Raw genomic sequence first — 14367 nt, forward strand, 5'->3', positions numbered from 1 at the left:
GGTCTCTTTGTAAGCACGGTTCGACGAACTTATAAACTTCTACCTATAGGATCGGCTCAACAGGTGAGCCGACTGGTCGAATCGAGCCTGTTTCTGTTTCGGGACATGCAGAATAATGCACATGGGGCGTTGAATGCCGCATCACTGGGCCGCTTGGACGATGCTACTGTTGCCTCTTATACACATCTGACGCTGCCGACCTGGTATTTGAGTCAGTTTGGGCTGGAACTGGACGAACCTGCCGACCCGCGCAGGAGAAGATTGTTCTAGGCGGGGCGCCGGCAGAGTGTTCAGGGCTTGAACCAAGAAGGTGTTCAGGGCGGGTCTGCCGGATGGGCAGGGTCTGCGGGCAAAGAAAGCTCAGGCGGCCGTTGCTTCAGGAATAAGTTTGTCCAGCGATGGCGCCCGCCGGCAAGCAGCAGGCTTTCGTCTCCTGGGTTTCTGGTGTCAAGAACGGAAAGAGTGTCGCCATCAGAGGCCGGAATGGATCTGCAGCAATATCATCCGCACGCTTTGCTGGATCGGTTCCGGGCATGGTTGGATCATGTGATCTACCTGCGGATTCAGCGTTCGCTGGTGAAACTGGAGCTGCGGTGAATCGGCGCTGGACGAAACAAGCAAGCTCACTGGTTCTTCTTGTGAACTGACGCCGCTTCCCGCAGCAAGGACGACAGGGTGGGTTCTTTCGCGGCCGAATAAGACAGCAGCGCGCCGTGACCGGATGAAATGGCGGCCTGCTTGGCCTGGGCGTACCGTGCTCGGGCAGCTTCATTGCGACGCAAGTAATCCTGGAACAGGAGATTGTTCTTCCAGTGATCGCCATCTTTCATGACGACATGCACATTGAAGCCGCGCTCGCCTCTCTTGCGAAAGTACGAACGTCCAGGAAGGTCGCCTAGCCATTCATAGCCCAGCGCCGCGAGCGCAGCGTGGAGTTTTTCGGACGGCAGTTCCCTTGCACCCAGCATCAGGTCGATGATTGGCTTGGCCGCCAAACCTTCGACGGCTGTGTTTCCAATGTGCTCGATGTCTGAAACGGGCATGCCTAATTCCTTGGATATCCGAAAGGCTTCTTCTTTCGCCTGGATACGCCATTCAGGCCTGTGGCTCAGGATATGTACAGATTCTTCGATTTCCGACATGGTTGATCCTCATAATAAAAACTGATCTTCGTTCGGTTTTGGTGTGTTTGCTCAGAGAGCTTGAGCGACTAGAGTTATTTTTCATTCTAAATCTGATATTTGTGAGTGAATTAAATTTTTTTCTGGTATGGATGGTGCGGATTATGAATAAAAAGTAAATCTAGAATTAATTTTTAGATGGCTTTGATGGTTATTCAAAAATGACATCGCGGAATTTTTTGTGATTCTGCCTGAGGTTGTGATTGTAAGTTTTCGAATTATTTTTTAAAGTCGAAAATGTTTGATTTTTGTGTGTTGGTGGTTGGATGGCTGATTGTAAGTTTATCTGTATTGATCATTTTACTGCTTTTGAAATTCTAACAATAAAGATTTGTCATATACCATAGGGCTGTTTTGCGCTCCAGGTGACTGTGGATGCAAATAAGTGCAACAAATACGCAAGCGGATCTTCCGGAGGGCTGCATGCTGAGTACCGGCTGAAGCAAAGGTCAATCTGCTCAAGCACACAAGGGGAGGCATGGTGTCTTGCAGACCGGCCGCATCTGGCACGGCCCGGCATGGGAGGCGCCAAGGTGTTGAACACGACGCGGCCCAGGTACATCGCCCGAGGCGGATCAATAATAAAAAACGTACACGCCATATACTTTTTAAGCACGAAAATTTTTGTTCTGGAAAATAAAATATCCAGACTGGCTTTCCTTGTGATCTTCAAAGATGATTAAATTTTGGCTCTAACACAGCGATTAAATTTTACATTTGGAAAGTCTTGGTTTTAGATGCTTTTCGGCGATAAGAATTTTCAATATTTACAATAAAAAATTCAATTTGCTGATGAGCTTGGCCATTTAATAAAAAATGCATTGCATTGTCAGGGTAATCCAGAGTGCCATAAAAAAGGCTTAGGAGTAAATTTACCTTCCATGGATTAATGGTCATCAAAAATGATGACAATCCAATGCTGGCGTCAACAGGTGCCATTTCTTTGCCAGAAATTCCGGCGGCGTTACCGTGAACCGCCGGTTTTGGAAGCGTGACGGACGATCAGTCGCGCAAGGAGGCCTTTATGAGCCACTGCTGGCCTTTTCACTTTTTATTTCACCGGCGCCGTCTGTGTGCGCTTGCTTTTGCGCTCTGGGCGTTGACCTTGGCCTTGCCCTTGCAAGCGCAAGGGGAGTCCGGCCCGCCGGCCGATGACCTTGGGTTTTTCCGGGGCAGCCACGCCGGCCTGAAAGCTGCGCAGCTACAACGACTACCTGAACATGAAAGGTCAACCCGAACGCAGCGCCTCGGTGCTCGGTGCACGGCCGTGGATTTCATCCGGCTGGACGCCGGGGCCGATCGGGTTTGCCGCCAGCGCATCCTTGTTCTCCGCGCTGACGCTCGCGGCCGACAAGCATGCGGGGAATATGGCGCACGCCGGTTCGCCGGATAGCTGGAAACAGCGCGGGTGGGCCTATATCGGGCAATGGGACGTGCAGGCTCGCGCCAAGGAGAGCCTGTTGAAGTACGGCCTGTTGCTGCCCGAGGCGGATGCCCACTACCTGGTGCCGCATGACAATCGAGCTCTGCCTCCCACGTTCAGGGGCGGCTCTTTCGTCAGCGAGGATATCCCGGGGCTGAAGCTGACGGCGGGCAGCGTCGACAGGGTCGTGCCTCGTGGTCAGGACAGGCTGCAACGGCTCACCACGGAATACACCCGGGCGCCTGTTTCGCGGTTTTCCTATGTCGGCGGCACTTACCAGGCTGGCAAGGACACCCAGTTCACCGTGAGCGCCAATCAGGCCCGCGACGTGTGGAACCGGTTCTATGTCAGCGCTGAGCACAGCATTGGCAAGCCCGAGGATCTGCAGTGGACGGGGCGCGTGGATTACTACCACACCCAGGACACCGGGCAGGCGCGGGGAGGGGACATCCGCAATGACGCCTACAGTCTCGCGCTGACCGCCCGCCACAGAGCCCATGCCGTGACGCTGGCTTTCCAGCAGATACTGAGCGACCAGTTCTTCGATTATCTGGGGGAAACCGCCGACATCCGTCTGGCCAACTCCATGGACGTGGACTACAACGCGCCGCACGAGCGTTCCATTCAATTGCGCTATGCCATTGATATGCGGGACTACGGCGCGCCGGGCTTGAACATCACCCTCTGGGGAGTGAAAGGCTGGGGAGCGGACGCCAGCAATGCCGCGTACCGCATGTCTCCTGGGACTCCGGGGCGTGACCTGTACTGGTCCAATGGCGAACCGGTGCATGGGCCCCATTACGAAGTCGGGGTGATTCCCGCCTATACCGTCCAGTCGTCATCGCTGAAAGGGTCAACGGTGGCGCTCTCCGTGATGCATCACGTCGGCTCTGCGCACTATTCGGATGCGACCAGCGACTCCGTCCGATTGATGATCAACGTCCCGGTGGAATTTTTCTAAGCCACATCATTTGATGCTTGCCCTGCCCCAGGCAGAAGGAGGAGAGATGTTGTTCGCCACCTTTTCACCACGAATCCGTTCTTTTTCAACCTTGTGGCTCATAGAATTGTGGGAGCGCTTCGGTTTTTACGGCATGGCCGCCTTGATGGTGCTGTTCATGGTTGGCCGGCTGGGGTTCCCGGATGTCCAGGCCAACCTGACCTGGGGCGTATTCGGCGCATTGGTCTATGCCATGCCCGCGGTTGGGGGCTGGATTGGCGACCAGGTGCTGGGCACCCGGCGCACCATGATTCTGGGCGCAATGGTTCTGGCCCTCGGCTATTTCCTGCTTGCCGCCGGCGGGCATGGCGTGACGGCGCTCTTCGTCAGCCTGGGCGTCATCGTCGTGGGCAATGGCCTGTTCAAGGCCAATGCGGGCAACCTTGTGCGCCAGATTTTCGCCGACACGCCCGAAAAATTGGATAGTGCATTCACGATCTATTATATGGCCGTCAATGTCGGGTCCACCCTGTCCATGCTGGCCACGCCATGGATACAGGCGCGTTGGGGCTGGCGCCAGGCGTTTGCCCTGAGCCTGGCCGGCTTGCTGGTGGGGCTGGTCAATTATGCGTTCATGCGACAGACGCTGGCCAGAGTGAATTCTCCTTCCGATGCCCGGCCCCTGCGTCTCTGGGCCTTGCTGGCCGTACTGGCCGGCAGCGCGGTGGTTGTTGCCACGGTGGCCTTCGTGCTGCAGCATGGCGAGCTGGCGGCCATATGCATATATACCGCGAGCTTCATCGTACTGCTCATCTTCGGCAATATGATCCGCAAGACTGTGGGGCCTGAGCGCGCCGGATTGACGGTGGCGCTGATCCTGACGCTGCAGAGTATTTTCTTCTTCATCTTCTACCAGCAGATGGCCACCTCGCTGACACTGTTCGCCCTGCATAACGTGCGGCCTGCGTTCGATATTCTGGGCGTGCATCTGTTCAACTTTTCGCCTGCCCAGTTTCAGGCCTTGAATCCGCTCATCATCATTATCGCCAGCCCCCCCATGGCCATGCTTTACGACTGGCTGGCCCGTCGCGACATGGATCCGCCTATATCCGTGAAGTTCTTCCTGGGCTTCGTAACCGTGGCCGTGGGATTTTTCATCTTCGGCGCCGCCGAGCACCTGGCGGACGGGGGCACGGTCTCTTCCTGGCTCATGGTTGCGGGCTATTTCTTCTACACGATGGGAGAGATCCTCGTCAGTGCATTGGGCCTGGCCATGATCGCCCGTTATGTGCCTGCGCGCATGTCGGGTTTCATGATGGGAGCGTATTTCATTTCAACGGGGGTGGCGCAGTACCTGGGCAGCGTGGTCGCCAATATCGCCCACGTGCCTGTGAACTTGACCGATCCGTTGCAGACGTTGCCTATCTATACGCGCCTGTTCAATATCCTGGGCCTTGCCGCGACGGGATGCGCCGTGGTGGCGGTGGCGCTCCTGCCCATTCTGGCCCGCTACTCCGCCCGGCATGCGGCAGGGGAGTCCAACCCGGCAGGGGCGGTCTGTTCCTGACGCCCGGCCAGGTTCTGCTGCATGTCTGCCATTGGGCGGGGCTCTTCCGCCTTTGGCCAGGGCGTGGACCCGAGGCAGGCGTCAGGAGCCCTGAAGGGCAAAGTCGACGGCCGCGCGGGCATGCAGCCCTGTCGTATCTAGCAGAGGGAGCATGCTGTCCTCCGGTTTGATGAGCAGCGTGATTTCCGTGCACCTCACGCATATGGGTGTCGCCTTTCGCAAGGTGCTTGGGCAAACGCCGGGACACTACCGTGCGTCATTGTCTGGAGGGCATACGGTACAGGCTTGACCCAGGCTGCATTTCGCCAGCCAGCCTGATTTCGTGTCTGGAAACCAATGCCCGCCGGCAAGAGCCGGCGGGCATTTTCTATGTGAGCGGATCTTTACCGCTGCGCTTCTGCGATGCGCTGGCTGAAGCCGCTGATCAGCAGGTCCAGCCCTGTCGTGAAGCGGCTGTTGAAGTCTTCGGAAAAGATGGCGTCGCGGGCTGTCCAGCTTTGGGGGAATTTTTCCTGTGCGCAGGCCCGGAAGGCCTGTTTTCGTGTGACCAGGTCCAGCGTGCTTCCTGGGCCCAGCGCCTGCTCTTCGGTGACCAGGCCCAGCACGAAGTAGGTGACGCTGAAGCTGGAAGCGGCGGCCAGATCAGGGGCGGCGCCGGCCTGGATGAAAGCGGAGATCATGGCTTCGCCCGTGCGCAGCACATTGTCCGTCACGACATAGGTCCCGGCGAAGACCCGCGCGCCGTCCCTGTGCCTGAGCAGCGCCTGGCGCAGTTCGCCGGCCACCTGCCGCACGCGCGCATCCCAGTTCTGGCCGTCGGGGAAGGACCGGGCGACCGAGTCGACCAGGGCGTCGGCCATGCCGTCGATCAGGGCCTGCTTGCTGTTGAAGTGCCAGTACAGGGAAGGGGCCTGGACCTGCAGCGCCTGGGCCAGTTTGCGCATGGTCAGGCCTTCGAGCCCGTCCTGGTCCAGCAGATTCAGCGCTGTGCGGATGACATGGTCGCGTTGGATCTTGGGTGCTTTCATGCAACGCCTTCCTGAAAATGAGTTTTGAATCTAACGATGTTAGTGTATCATTTGAAAATAAACTAACACTGTTAGGTTGCTATGAAACCAATCATTTTTTCCAGCCTGCTCTGCGCGATGCTGGCGGGATGCGCCGGGATGGGGGATGTGGACAAAGGCCCCCGAAAAGGCATTTATTCCGCCGAATCGTTCGGCGCCCGGCGGCAGGCGGCAGTCCGTTGGCCGCAGGACCAGTGGTGGGAGCGCTATGAGGATCCCATGCTGAACCAGTTGATTGCCCAGGCCTTGCAACACAGTCCGGATCTGGGCATGGCGCAGGCGCGGCTGGCGCAGGCCGCCGCGCTGGCCGATCAGGCCCAGGCGGAACGCGGACCGCAACTCGATGCGACGGGCAGCGTGCAGCGCAAGCGCTTCGCGCAAGAATATGATGCGGGCCCCCCTTTGGCGGGCTCTTATGGAACCACAGGCGTCGTCAGCGCCCAGATCCATCACAGCTTTGATTTCTGGGGCGGACAGCGCGCGGCGTTCCAGGCGGCTTTGGGCGAGGCGGCGGCGCGGGAGGCGGAAGTCCATGAGGCAAGGCTGCTCCTGGCCAGCCGCTTGGCGGAGGGCTGGTTCGAACTGGCCCGTCTGGTGGAGGCGCAGGGCCAGGCGGAGCAGGCGCTGGCGCTGCGCGAGCAGACTGTGCAGATCGTGGGACACCGGCGGCAAGCCGGGCTGGACACGGATGTCGAGTACCGGCAGGCGCAGGCCGACGTGGCGTCCAGCCGGCGAGACATCAGCAGCCTGCTGGAACAGGCGCGCCTGCAGCGCCATGCCCTGGCGGCTCTGGCGGGTCTGCCTGTCGACGCTCTGTCTGATGCAGCACCCATCTTGACGACGATGCGCGCGGATGAGGCGCCGTCGCTGGTGCCGGCGCAATTGGTGGGCCGGCGGCCGGACATCGTGGCCGCCCGCTGGCGGGTCGAGGCCGCTTCGCAGTCCGCCCAGGCTGCCAAGGCGGACTTCTATCCGAATATCAGCCTGCGCGCATTTGCCGGCCTCGCCCGACGCGGCCTGTCCCTGGGCCTGGGGGACTGGCTGGCCGCCGGCAGCCGCCATTACGGCGTGGAGCCGGCGATCAGCCTGCCGATTTTTGATGCCGGCCGCCTGCGGGCGCGTTTGAAGACGCGCAGCGCGGAACTGGATGCCGCAGTGGAAAGCTACAACCGGGCACTGTTGAACGCCGTGCGGGACGTGGCTGATCAATTGGTCTCGCTCGATTCCCTGGCTCCGCAGCAACAGGCGCAGCAAGAAACGCTGGACGCCCGCCAGGCGGCGTTCGACCTGGCCCGTCGCCAGTATGAAAGAGGGCTGAGCAATTACCTGACCGTGCTCAACGCCCAGGATGCGCTGTTGCAGGAGCGCCGCCGGAGCCTGGACCTGAAGGTCCGTTCCGCCGCGCTGGGCGTGGAGTTGATCCGGGCATTGGGGGTCGGGTTTGACGCCACGAATGATGTGGCAGGAGAAAAAGAATGAGTAGGCAGGAACGAAAGACGATGATTCGGCGCCTGGCGCCCTGGGCGGCGTGCGTGGCGATGGTCGCGTTGGTTGCGACGGCGACCGGCCAATGGGATGCGTGGACCAGCCGGCGCACCGTCCAGACAACCCAGAATGCCTTCGTGGAATCGGACGCGGCGATTCTCAGCGCGAGGGTGTCCGGTTACGTCCGGGCCTTGCCGGTAGGCGACTATCAGCCGGTGAAGGCGGGGGAGCTGGTGGCGCGCATCGACGATGGCGACGCGCAGGCGCGAGTGTCCGCCGCCCGGGCGTCCTTGAACCGGGCGCAGGCCAGCCTGGACAATCTGGATGCGGAGCTGGCTCAGCAGAAGGCCGGCGTCGCCCAGGAACGCGCCAGGCTGAGCGCCGCCCAGGTGCGCGTGCGCCAGTATCGCCGCGATCCCGCCCGGCAGGCGGACCTGGTCCGGGAGGGCGCGTTGTCGCGCCAACTGTTCGAGCGCGCCCAGGCTGAACTGGACCATGCCGTGAGTCTGCGCGATGCGGCGCAGGCCCAGCTGGAGCTGGCCGGCAAGACCCTGGAGGTGCTGCAAGGCCAGCGCAGCCTGCGCCAGGCCGATGTGGAGGCGGCGCAGGCGGCCCTGGAGCTGGCGCAGCGCGAGCTGGAGCATACGCGTCTGGTGGCGCCGTTCGACGGCGTGCTGGGCCGGCGCCATGTGCAGCTGGGCGGTCTGGTGTCGCCTGGAACGCAGGTCGTGTCCATCGTGCCGTCCGGCCAGGCCTATGTGATGGCCAATTACAAGGAAACCCAGCTTGCTCATGTGCGCCGCGGCCAGCCCGTGGAGATTGCGGTGGACGCTTTGCCCGGGCGGCGTTTCCGCGGCCGGGTGGGGGAGCTGGCGCCCATGAGCGGCGCCAAGTCGGCCCTGCTGCCCGCGGATAATGCATCGGGGAATTTCACCAAGGTCGTGCAGCGGATTCCGGTGCGCATCGAGCTCGAACCGGGCCAGGAGGGACTGGACAGCCTGCGGCCGGGCATGCCGGTCGAGACCCGTACCGACACGCGGGGAGACGTGGTCCCCGATTACCAGGGTTCGCTCGCGCAGGCGGCGGCGGGAGGGCGGCGATGATGGCGCGCGTGCCTCGTCTTCTTGCCAATGCCGCTGTTGCGCGCCCCTCCCTGACCGTGGCCGCCATTTTCCTGGGCGCCGTGCTCACCACGCTGCAGGGCAGGCTGTTTTCCGCCGCGCTGCCCGACCTGCGCGGCCAGTTCGGGCTGGACGTGCTGGAAGCCGCCTGGCTGGGAACGGCCTTGAACGGGGCGCAGCTATTGACCATGCCCGTCGTGCCCTGGCTGGCCCTGACGATCGGGCCCGCGCGCGTGCTGTGCATCCCTGGCCTGGTCCTGGGGGCCGCAACCTTGGCCATACCGTTCTGCGCCCGCCACTATCCCGCCCTGGTGGCCCTGCATCTGCTTGCGGGGCTGTGCCTGGGGGTGTACCTGCCCTTGACGGTCTCGCTGGCGCTGCGCAGCGTGCGGCCCGGACTGTGGCTGCTCGTCATGGCGGCGTACAGCCTGCGGGTGTCGACGGGCATGGACGCGGGCATGGGCGTGTCGGCCTGGTTCGTCGAGGAACTGGACTGGCGCTGGATCTACTGGACCGCCGCAGGTGTGGGGCCATTGATCGCTTTGCTGGTCTGGAAGGCGGTGCCCATGGCGCCCGTGGACCAGGACGGCTTGAGCCGGACCGACTGGGGCGGGATGGCCTTGTTCTGCGGCGGCCTGGGGCTGATCTTCCTGGGCGTGGAGCCGGCCGAGCGCCTGGGCTGGATTTATTCCCGCCTGGTGGCATCCAGCCTGGCGGGCGGTCTGATCCTGTTCGGGGCCGCCGTCCTGCGCGCGGCGCGCCATCCGTCCCTGTTCGGCGCCCTGGCTCCTCTGGGGAACAGGAACATCCGCATCTGCCTGGCCATCGCCTGCCTGTTCGGCGTGCTGATGACTCCAACCTCCCTGCTGATCCCGGCATTTCTGGGCCTGATGGGCGGGTTGAAGCCCATGCAGACGGGCACGGCCGCCCTGATTGCGTTCGCCGCCTACCTGGCGTGCACGCCGCTTGCGGTCTATCTGGGCCGCAGGATCGAGCCTCGGCTCCTGATCATGGCCGGACTGATCGTGATTGCGCTGGTGGCCCGGATGGGCGCGCAGCTCTCGCATGACTGGCGGGTCGAGCAGTTCGTCGGAATCCTGATCCTGCAGTCCGTAGGGGAGTGCATCATGCTCATCGGTCTGATCGCGGCGTTCGTCACCAATCTCGATCCGGTCCATGCAGCGGCGCTGGGCGCCTACGTGCCGGTGGCGCGTGTCTTGACGCCGGTGCTGGCGGGCACCGTGATGACGGCCTGGCTGCGCATCGCCGGCGATCTGAGCCGGGCTTCGCTGGACCTGCACGTGCAGGCGGGATCGCCCTTGGCGATCGAAAGGGCGGGCGCAGGACTGGCGCAGCTTGCTCAGGTCCTGGCCCGCGAGTCCCAGGTCATCGCCTATATCGACGGCTTCAACCTGGTGTTCTGCACCAGCCTGACGGCTTTGCTTCTGGCAATGGGACTGCGTGCATCGCCACCCAATCCCATTGTGCCGCCGTTCGCGGCGCCGGTTTCCTGAGCCGTCAGCCGCTATTTTTTTGCTTTTAATCTAACGTTGTTAGTTTGTTTTTCTTGTCATGCGCACGGTTGGGGCGGGAAAGGAACGTCCTGGAGCCGCCGAGACCGAAAGCGTTTTTTAAAAGGAGTTGAAAGATGAAAGTACGAATCATGGCCGCAAGCATGGTGGCAGCGCTTGTCCTGCCTGCGAGCTGGGTACAGGCTGCCGGCACGGATGGCCAGGACGGTCTGACGCGTCAGCAGGTGAGGGCGGAGCTCGAGCAGGCGCGCAGCCGGGGCCTGATCCCCGTGACAGACAGCGACTATCCGATCCTGGATCGGAGCGGGCCGGAGAAGTCGCGCGAGCAGGTGGAGCGCGAACTGCAGCAAGCGCGAGCCCAAGGGCTGTTGAACGTGGCGGACAGTGACTATCCCGTCGTCATTTCACAAGGGCCGGGCAAGTCGCGCGACGAGGTCCTGCGTGAACTCGAACAGGCTCGCGTCCGGGGCTTGCTGCATCATGTAGAACCTTGAGGGTGCGCCGCGCCCCGGGCGCCATTGCCGCTTGGCGCAGGCTCCAAGGGCGCCGCTTTTTCGCCCCGTCCGCGATTCGACAGTGACGGGGCGTTTTCTTATGCAGGCTGCGGCAAGCTGTGCCTGCGGGCCGGCCCCGTGCGTCGCCACACGAAAGAACAGGTCGCGTTCCGAATGCTGCAAAATTTGCAGCGCTATGCTGTTTATTTGCCAATATGAACAGCGCATCCGGCTCACTATACTGATCACAAGAATCAGAAGCAAAACACAAGGAGCCCATGATGAAAGACACCGCTGCCGCTTGATTGAACGCCGGCTTTTTCCAAGAGTTTGATTTTTCTTTGAAGCAGGATCCGGACGCTCTTGTGCACCGGATCGAGGGAGAACGCATGTCCAGTTTTTCTGAGTGGCCGCTGGAGCTGGTGGTGAGCGATGTTCAATCGCTGACTGCACAGATCAAGGCAATCACTTTGCGCGCCGCCGACGGCGGGTCCCTGCCCGTGTTTGCGGCTGGGGCGCACATCATGGTGAACGTGGCGCCGGACGGCGGCGCGGTGAAGCATCGTTCTTATTCCTTGATCAACAGCACCCGGCAGTCCGGCCAGTATGAGATTGCCGTCAAGCTCGAGGCCCAGGGAGGCGGCGGTTCGCGCTTCATGCATGCGCTTCAGGTGGGGGACAGGCTCAAGGCGGGACTGCCCAGGAATGACTTCGGCTTGTGCGACCAGGAGCATGAAGCGGTCCTGATCGCCGGGGGAATCGGCATCACGCCCATCCTGTCGATGGCGCATGCGCTGTCCTCGAGCGGCATGCCCTATGTTCTGCATTATGCGTCGCGCAGCCCGCAGGGCATGGCCTACAAGGAGGTCGTGCAGGCGCTGTGCGGCCCGCGCGCCAGTTTGTACTTCGATGAGGGCGAACCAAGCAAAGGCTTGTCCGTCATGCAGGTCCTGGGCGAGCCGGCGGCGCGGCGGCATGTCTATGTATGCGGCCCGCGTCCTCTCATCGATGCGGTGATCGCCGCAGCCAAGGCCTTGCAGTGGCCGTCCAGTCACGTGCATTTCGAACTGTTCGGCGCACCGGCGTCCCGCGAGCAGGATCGTCCCTGCCGAGTGGTGCTGCAGCGCAGCGCCTTGACGCTGGACGTGCCGGCCGGACAGTCGATTCTCGAGGCCATGGTCGAGGCGGGCGTCGATCCGATGTTCGATTGCGGCCGCGGCGAATGCGGCGTGTGCGCCGTGCGCGTGCTGGCCGGCACGCCCGAGCACCGCGACTATGCGCTGTCGGACAGCGATCGCGAAGAGGACCGCCTGATGTGCGTGTGCGTGTCCCGGGCTCGAAGCGACGAATTGGTGCTGGATGCGTGAGTCCGGTCTTTTCTGCCTTTCTAAAAAATGGAGACGTGAATGGGGACTTTTGTAAAAAATGCCTGGTACGTGGCGGCCTGGAGCAAAGAGGTCGGCCGTCGGCTGTTGCCGCGCACCATTCTGGGCGAGCAGGTGGTGCTGTACCGTCGCGAGGACGGCGCGCCCGCGGCGCTGGCGGACCGCTGCCCGCACAAGCTGGCGCCTTTGTCGCTGGGCGAGCTGCAGGGCGATCATGTGCAATGCGGCTATCACGGCATGGAGTTCGACTGTTCCGGAGCTTGCGTGCGCATTCCCGGACAGCAGAGCATCCCGCCCACCGCCAGGGTGCGCTCCTTCCCCTTGCAGGAGAAGTACGGCGCGGTCTGGATCTGGATGGGCGATCCGGCCCTGGCGCACCATCATGCCATCGTCGACGTGCCTCGCTACAAAGAGGATGGCTGGGGCCTGGTGGACGGGCAGTACCTGCATTTCAAGACCAACTACCTGAACATCACCGACAACCTGGTCGATCCCGCCCATACGACGTATGTGCACAAGAAAACCATCGGTAATTCAGCCGGCGAGAACGTCGGCGTCAAGATAGAGCAGGGCGACTCTCATGTACTGGCCTATCGATGGATCAGGAATGCGCCGCCGGTGCCGCTGGTCGAGCGCATGGCCGACTTCCAGGGCATGACGGATCGCTGGCAATACTATTATCTGCACCTGCCTTCTGTTTCCTGTGTCGATTTCGGTTGTGTGGATGCCGGCGTCGAGCCGACCGAGGACAACAAGGACCAGGGCTTCCGGTCCTACAGCTTCAATTTCCTGACTCCGGAAACAGAGTCCACGACCCATTATTTCTGGTTGCACGTGCGCAACTATCATCCGGATGATGCGCAGGTGTCGGACGATGTCGTGCGCTTCATGACGCTGACCTTCGAGGAGGACGCCGAGATTCTGGCTCGCATCCAGTGCGAGCAGGAGCGCACCGGCGTGCGCGAGTACACCCGGCTGGGGATAGACAATGCGCCGGCGCGCATACGAAAAATGATAGAGCGTCTGCAGGCTGAAGAGGGCGCTGCCGACAAGGCCGGGGCATAGTCCGTCCCGGCAAAAGAAGAAACCAGTATTCAAGGAGATCAAGCATGGAGTTTTCCATTGGCTGCAATGGCCGGGGCATACAGCATACGAAGCCCGTGTCGGTGGACGAGCAGTTCCGCATGCTGAAGGAGTCGGGGGTATTCGATCATTTCGACCGCATGCCTCAACCGGGAGCGGAGAAGGAGTACCTGCGGGCCGCCGACAAGCACGGCATTCCCATACGCACCGGCCTGTGGTCCTACATGGCGGGCCGGGACGAGGGGCTGCTGGAGAAGAACCTGCGCCTGTGCAAGGAAGCGGGGGGCGAATTCCATAACATCATGCTGCTCGCCCGTCATGCGCAAGGCCATGTGGTCACCGACCAGGAGGTGGTCGATTTTTATCTGCACGCCTACGACCTGGGCCGCAGGATAGGCATCGAAATCGGTTTCGAAGTGCACATCTACATGTGGTCGGAGGATCTGCGGCGTATCAGTCCGGTGGCCGAGCAGGTGCGCCGGCGCGGCGTGCCCTTCAACTTCGTGCTGGACCACAGCCATGTGCTGCTGAAGGTCGACAATCCCGAAGAACAGGATGTCAGCGGCATCCGCGGCGACATAGAGGCCGGGACCTTCATCATCGATCCTTACGAGGAAGGCAATGTGATCGATGAGTGGATAGGCATGAACATGACGCATTGGCTCCAGATACGGCCGGTGTCGCCCAATGGTCCCAAGAATCCCTGGGAACTCAAGGAGGGCGGCACGTACGGGCGGGCCTGCCAGTATCCCTTCTTCAAGCCCGCGCCGGGCCAGTGGCACCTGCACTGGAACGCCTATCGCGTGGAACCGTGCAAGGACGTGGTGCGGCGCGTGTTGCGCCATCACCGGGATACGCCGGACTGCCCGCTGCGCTACATCACCACGGACATGATAGACATGCCCGACTATGGGGGCGGGGTGAAGTACTCGCTGTTCGAGCAGAACGTGGCCATCGCCGAATGGTTCAGGCGCACCTGGGAGCAGATCAAGCGCGAAAGGCAGGATGTGGCGGCCGGGCCTGCGGAGATGTACTAGGCGCCGTCAATGCAGTTAAATGATGGAGCGGCAGCGATTCGCTGCTTCCTCC

At 61.6% G+C, this 14367-nt stretch carries 13 protein-coding genes and 1 pseudogene; 10 read left to right on the forward strand and 4 right to left on the reverse strand.

All coding sequences use genetic code 11. The features are described from left to right. Positions 1-63: 63 nt before the first annotated feature. A complete protein-coding gene (locus ACWPWO_RS08085; RefSeq protein WP_454005812.1) occupies positions 64-270 on the forward strand; it encodes a hypothetical protein in 207 nt (68 codons plus the stop codon). Positions 271-623: 353 nt separating this feature from the next. On the opposite strand, the gene ACWPWO_RS08090 is transcribed toward ACWPWO_RS08085, so the two are convergent. Together ACWPWO_RS08090 and ACWPWO_RS08095 are read right to left on the reverse strand one after the other, a co-directional pair. After that, positions 624-1142, reverse strand: coding sequence for a GrpB family protein (locus ACWPWO_RS08090; RefSeq protein ID WP_454005814.1), 519 nt, complete (start codon positions 1140-1142; stop codon positions 624-626). Between the two features lie 750 nt (positions 1143-1892). Further along, entirely contained in the window at positions 1893-2120 is a 228-nt protein-coding gene (locus tag ACWPWO_RS08095; protein WP_454005816.1) for a hypothetical protein, read from the reverse strand. Between the two features lie 281 nt (positions 2121-2401). Here ACWPWO_RS08095 and ACWPWO_RS08100 point away from each other — a divergent pair, with 281 nt between their 5' ends. After that, complete coding sequence (locus tag ACWPWO_RS08100) at positions 2402-3565, forward strand: OprD family outer membrane porin (protein ID WP_454005818.1); 1164 nt, start codon at positions 2402-2404, stop codon at positions 3563-3565. Between the two features lie 46 nt (positions 3566-3611). Then, positions 3612-5111 carry a peptide MFS transporter gene (locus ACWPWO_RS08105; RefSeq protein ID WP_454005820.1) on the forward strand — a complete coding sequence of 500 codons (1500 nt, stop codon included), beginning with the start codon at positions 3612-3614 and terminating at the stop codon, positions 5109-5111. An 81-nt stretch (positions 5112-5192) separates the two neighbouring features. Here ACWPWO_RS08105 and ACWPWO_RS08110 read toward each other — a convergent pair. Beyond that, a pseudogene (locus tag ACWPWO_RS08110) lies at positions 5193-5306 on the reverse strand (aspartate/glutamate racemase); the annotation flags it as partial. A 188-nt stretch (positions 5307-5494) separates the two neighbouring features. After that, the gene (locus tag ACWPWO_RS08115) at positions 5495-6139 is read right to left on the reverse strand and encodes a TetR/AcrR family transcriptional regulator C-terminal domain-containing protein (RefSeq protein WP_454005822.1); all 645 of its coding nucleotides are present in this window, start codon (positions 6137-6139) and stop codon (positions 5495-5497) included. Positions 6140-6220: 81 nt separating this feature from the next. Here ACWPWO_RS08115 and ACWPWO_RS08120 point away from each other — a divergent pair, with 81 nt between their 5' ends. From ACWPWO_RS08120 to ACWPWO_RS08150, 7 genes are all read left to right on the forward strand, one after another. Further along, positions 6221-7657 (forward strand): efflux transporter outer membrane subunit, encoded by a 1437-nt coding sequence (locus tag ACWPWO_RS08120; protein ID WP_454005824.1) that lies wholly within the window; start codon positions 6221-6223, stop codon positions 7655-7657. Between the two features lie 20 nt (positions 7658-7677). Further along, the gene (locus ACWPWO_RS08125; RefSeq protein ID WP_454005826.1) at positions 7678-8766 is read left to right on the forward strand and encodes an HlyD family secretion protein; all 1089 of its coding nucleotides are present in this window, start codon (positions 7678-7680) and stop codon (positions 8764-8766) included. A gap of 8 nt (positions 8767-8774) precedes the next feature. Further along, positions 8775-10298, forward strand: a complete 1524-nt coding sequence (locus tag ACWPWO_RS08130; protein ID WP_454005828.1) for an MFS transporter — start codon at positions 8775-8777, stop codon at positions 10296-10298. A 134-nt stretch (positions 10299-10432) separates the two neighbouring features. Continuing rightward, positions 10433-10810: a DUF4148 domain-containing protein gene (locus ACWPWO_RS08135; RefSeq protein ID WP_454005830.1), complete on the forward strand. Its 378-nt coding sequence runs from the start codon at positions 10433-10435 to the stop codon at positions 10808-10810. Positions 10811-11199: 389 nt separating this feature from the next. Beyond that, positions 11200-12177, forward strand: a complete 978-nt coding sequence (locus tag ACWPWO_RS08140; protein ID WP_454005832.1) for a PDR/VanB family oxidoreductase — start codon at positions 11200-11202, stop codon at positions 12175-12177. A gap of 39 nt (positions 12178-12216) precedes the next feature. Then, positions 12217-13260, forward strand: a complete 1044-nt coding sequence (locus ACWPWO_RS08145; protein WP_454005834.1) for an aromatic ring-hydroxylating dioxygenase subunit alpha — start codon at positions 12217-12219, stop codon at positions 13258-13260. Positions 13261-13304: 44 nt separating this feature from the next. Then, positions 13305-14315, forward strand: coding sequence for a xylose isomerase (locus tag ACWPWO_RS08150; RefSeq protein WP_454005836.1), 1011 nt, complete (start codon positions 13305-13307; stop codon positions 14313-14315). Positions 14316-14367: the final 52 nt, after the last annotated feature.

Source organism: Alcaligenes sp. Marseille-Q7550 (assembly GCF_965112015.1).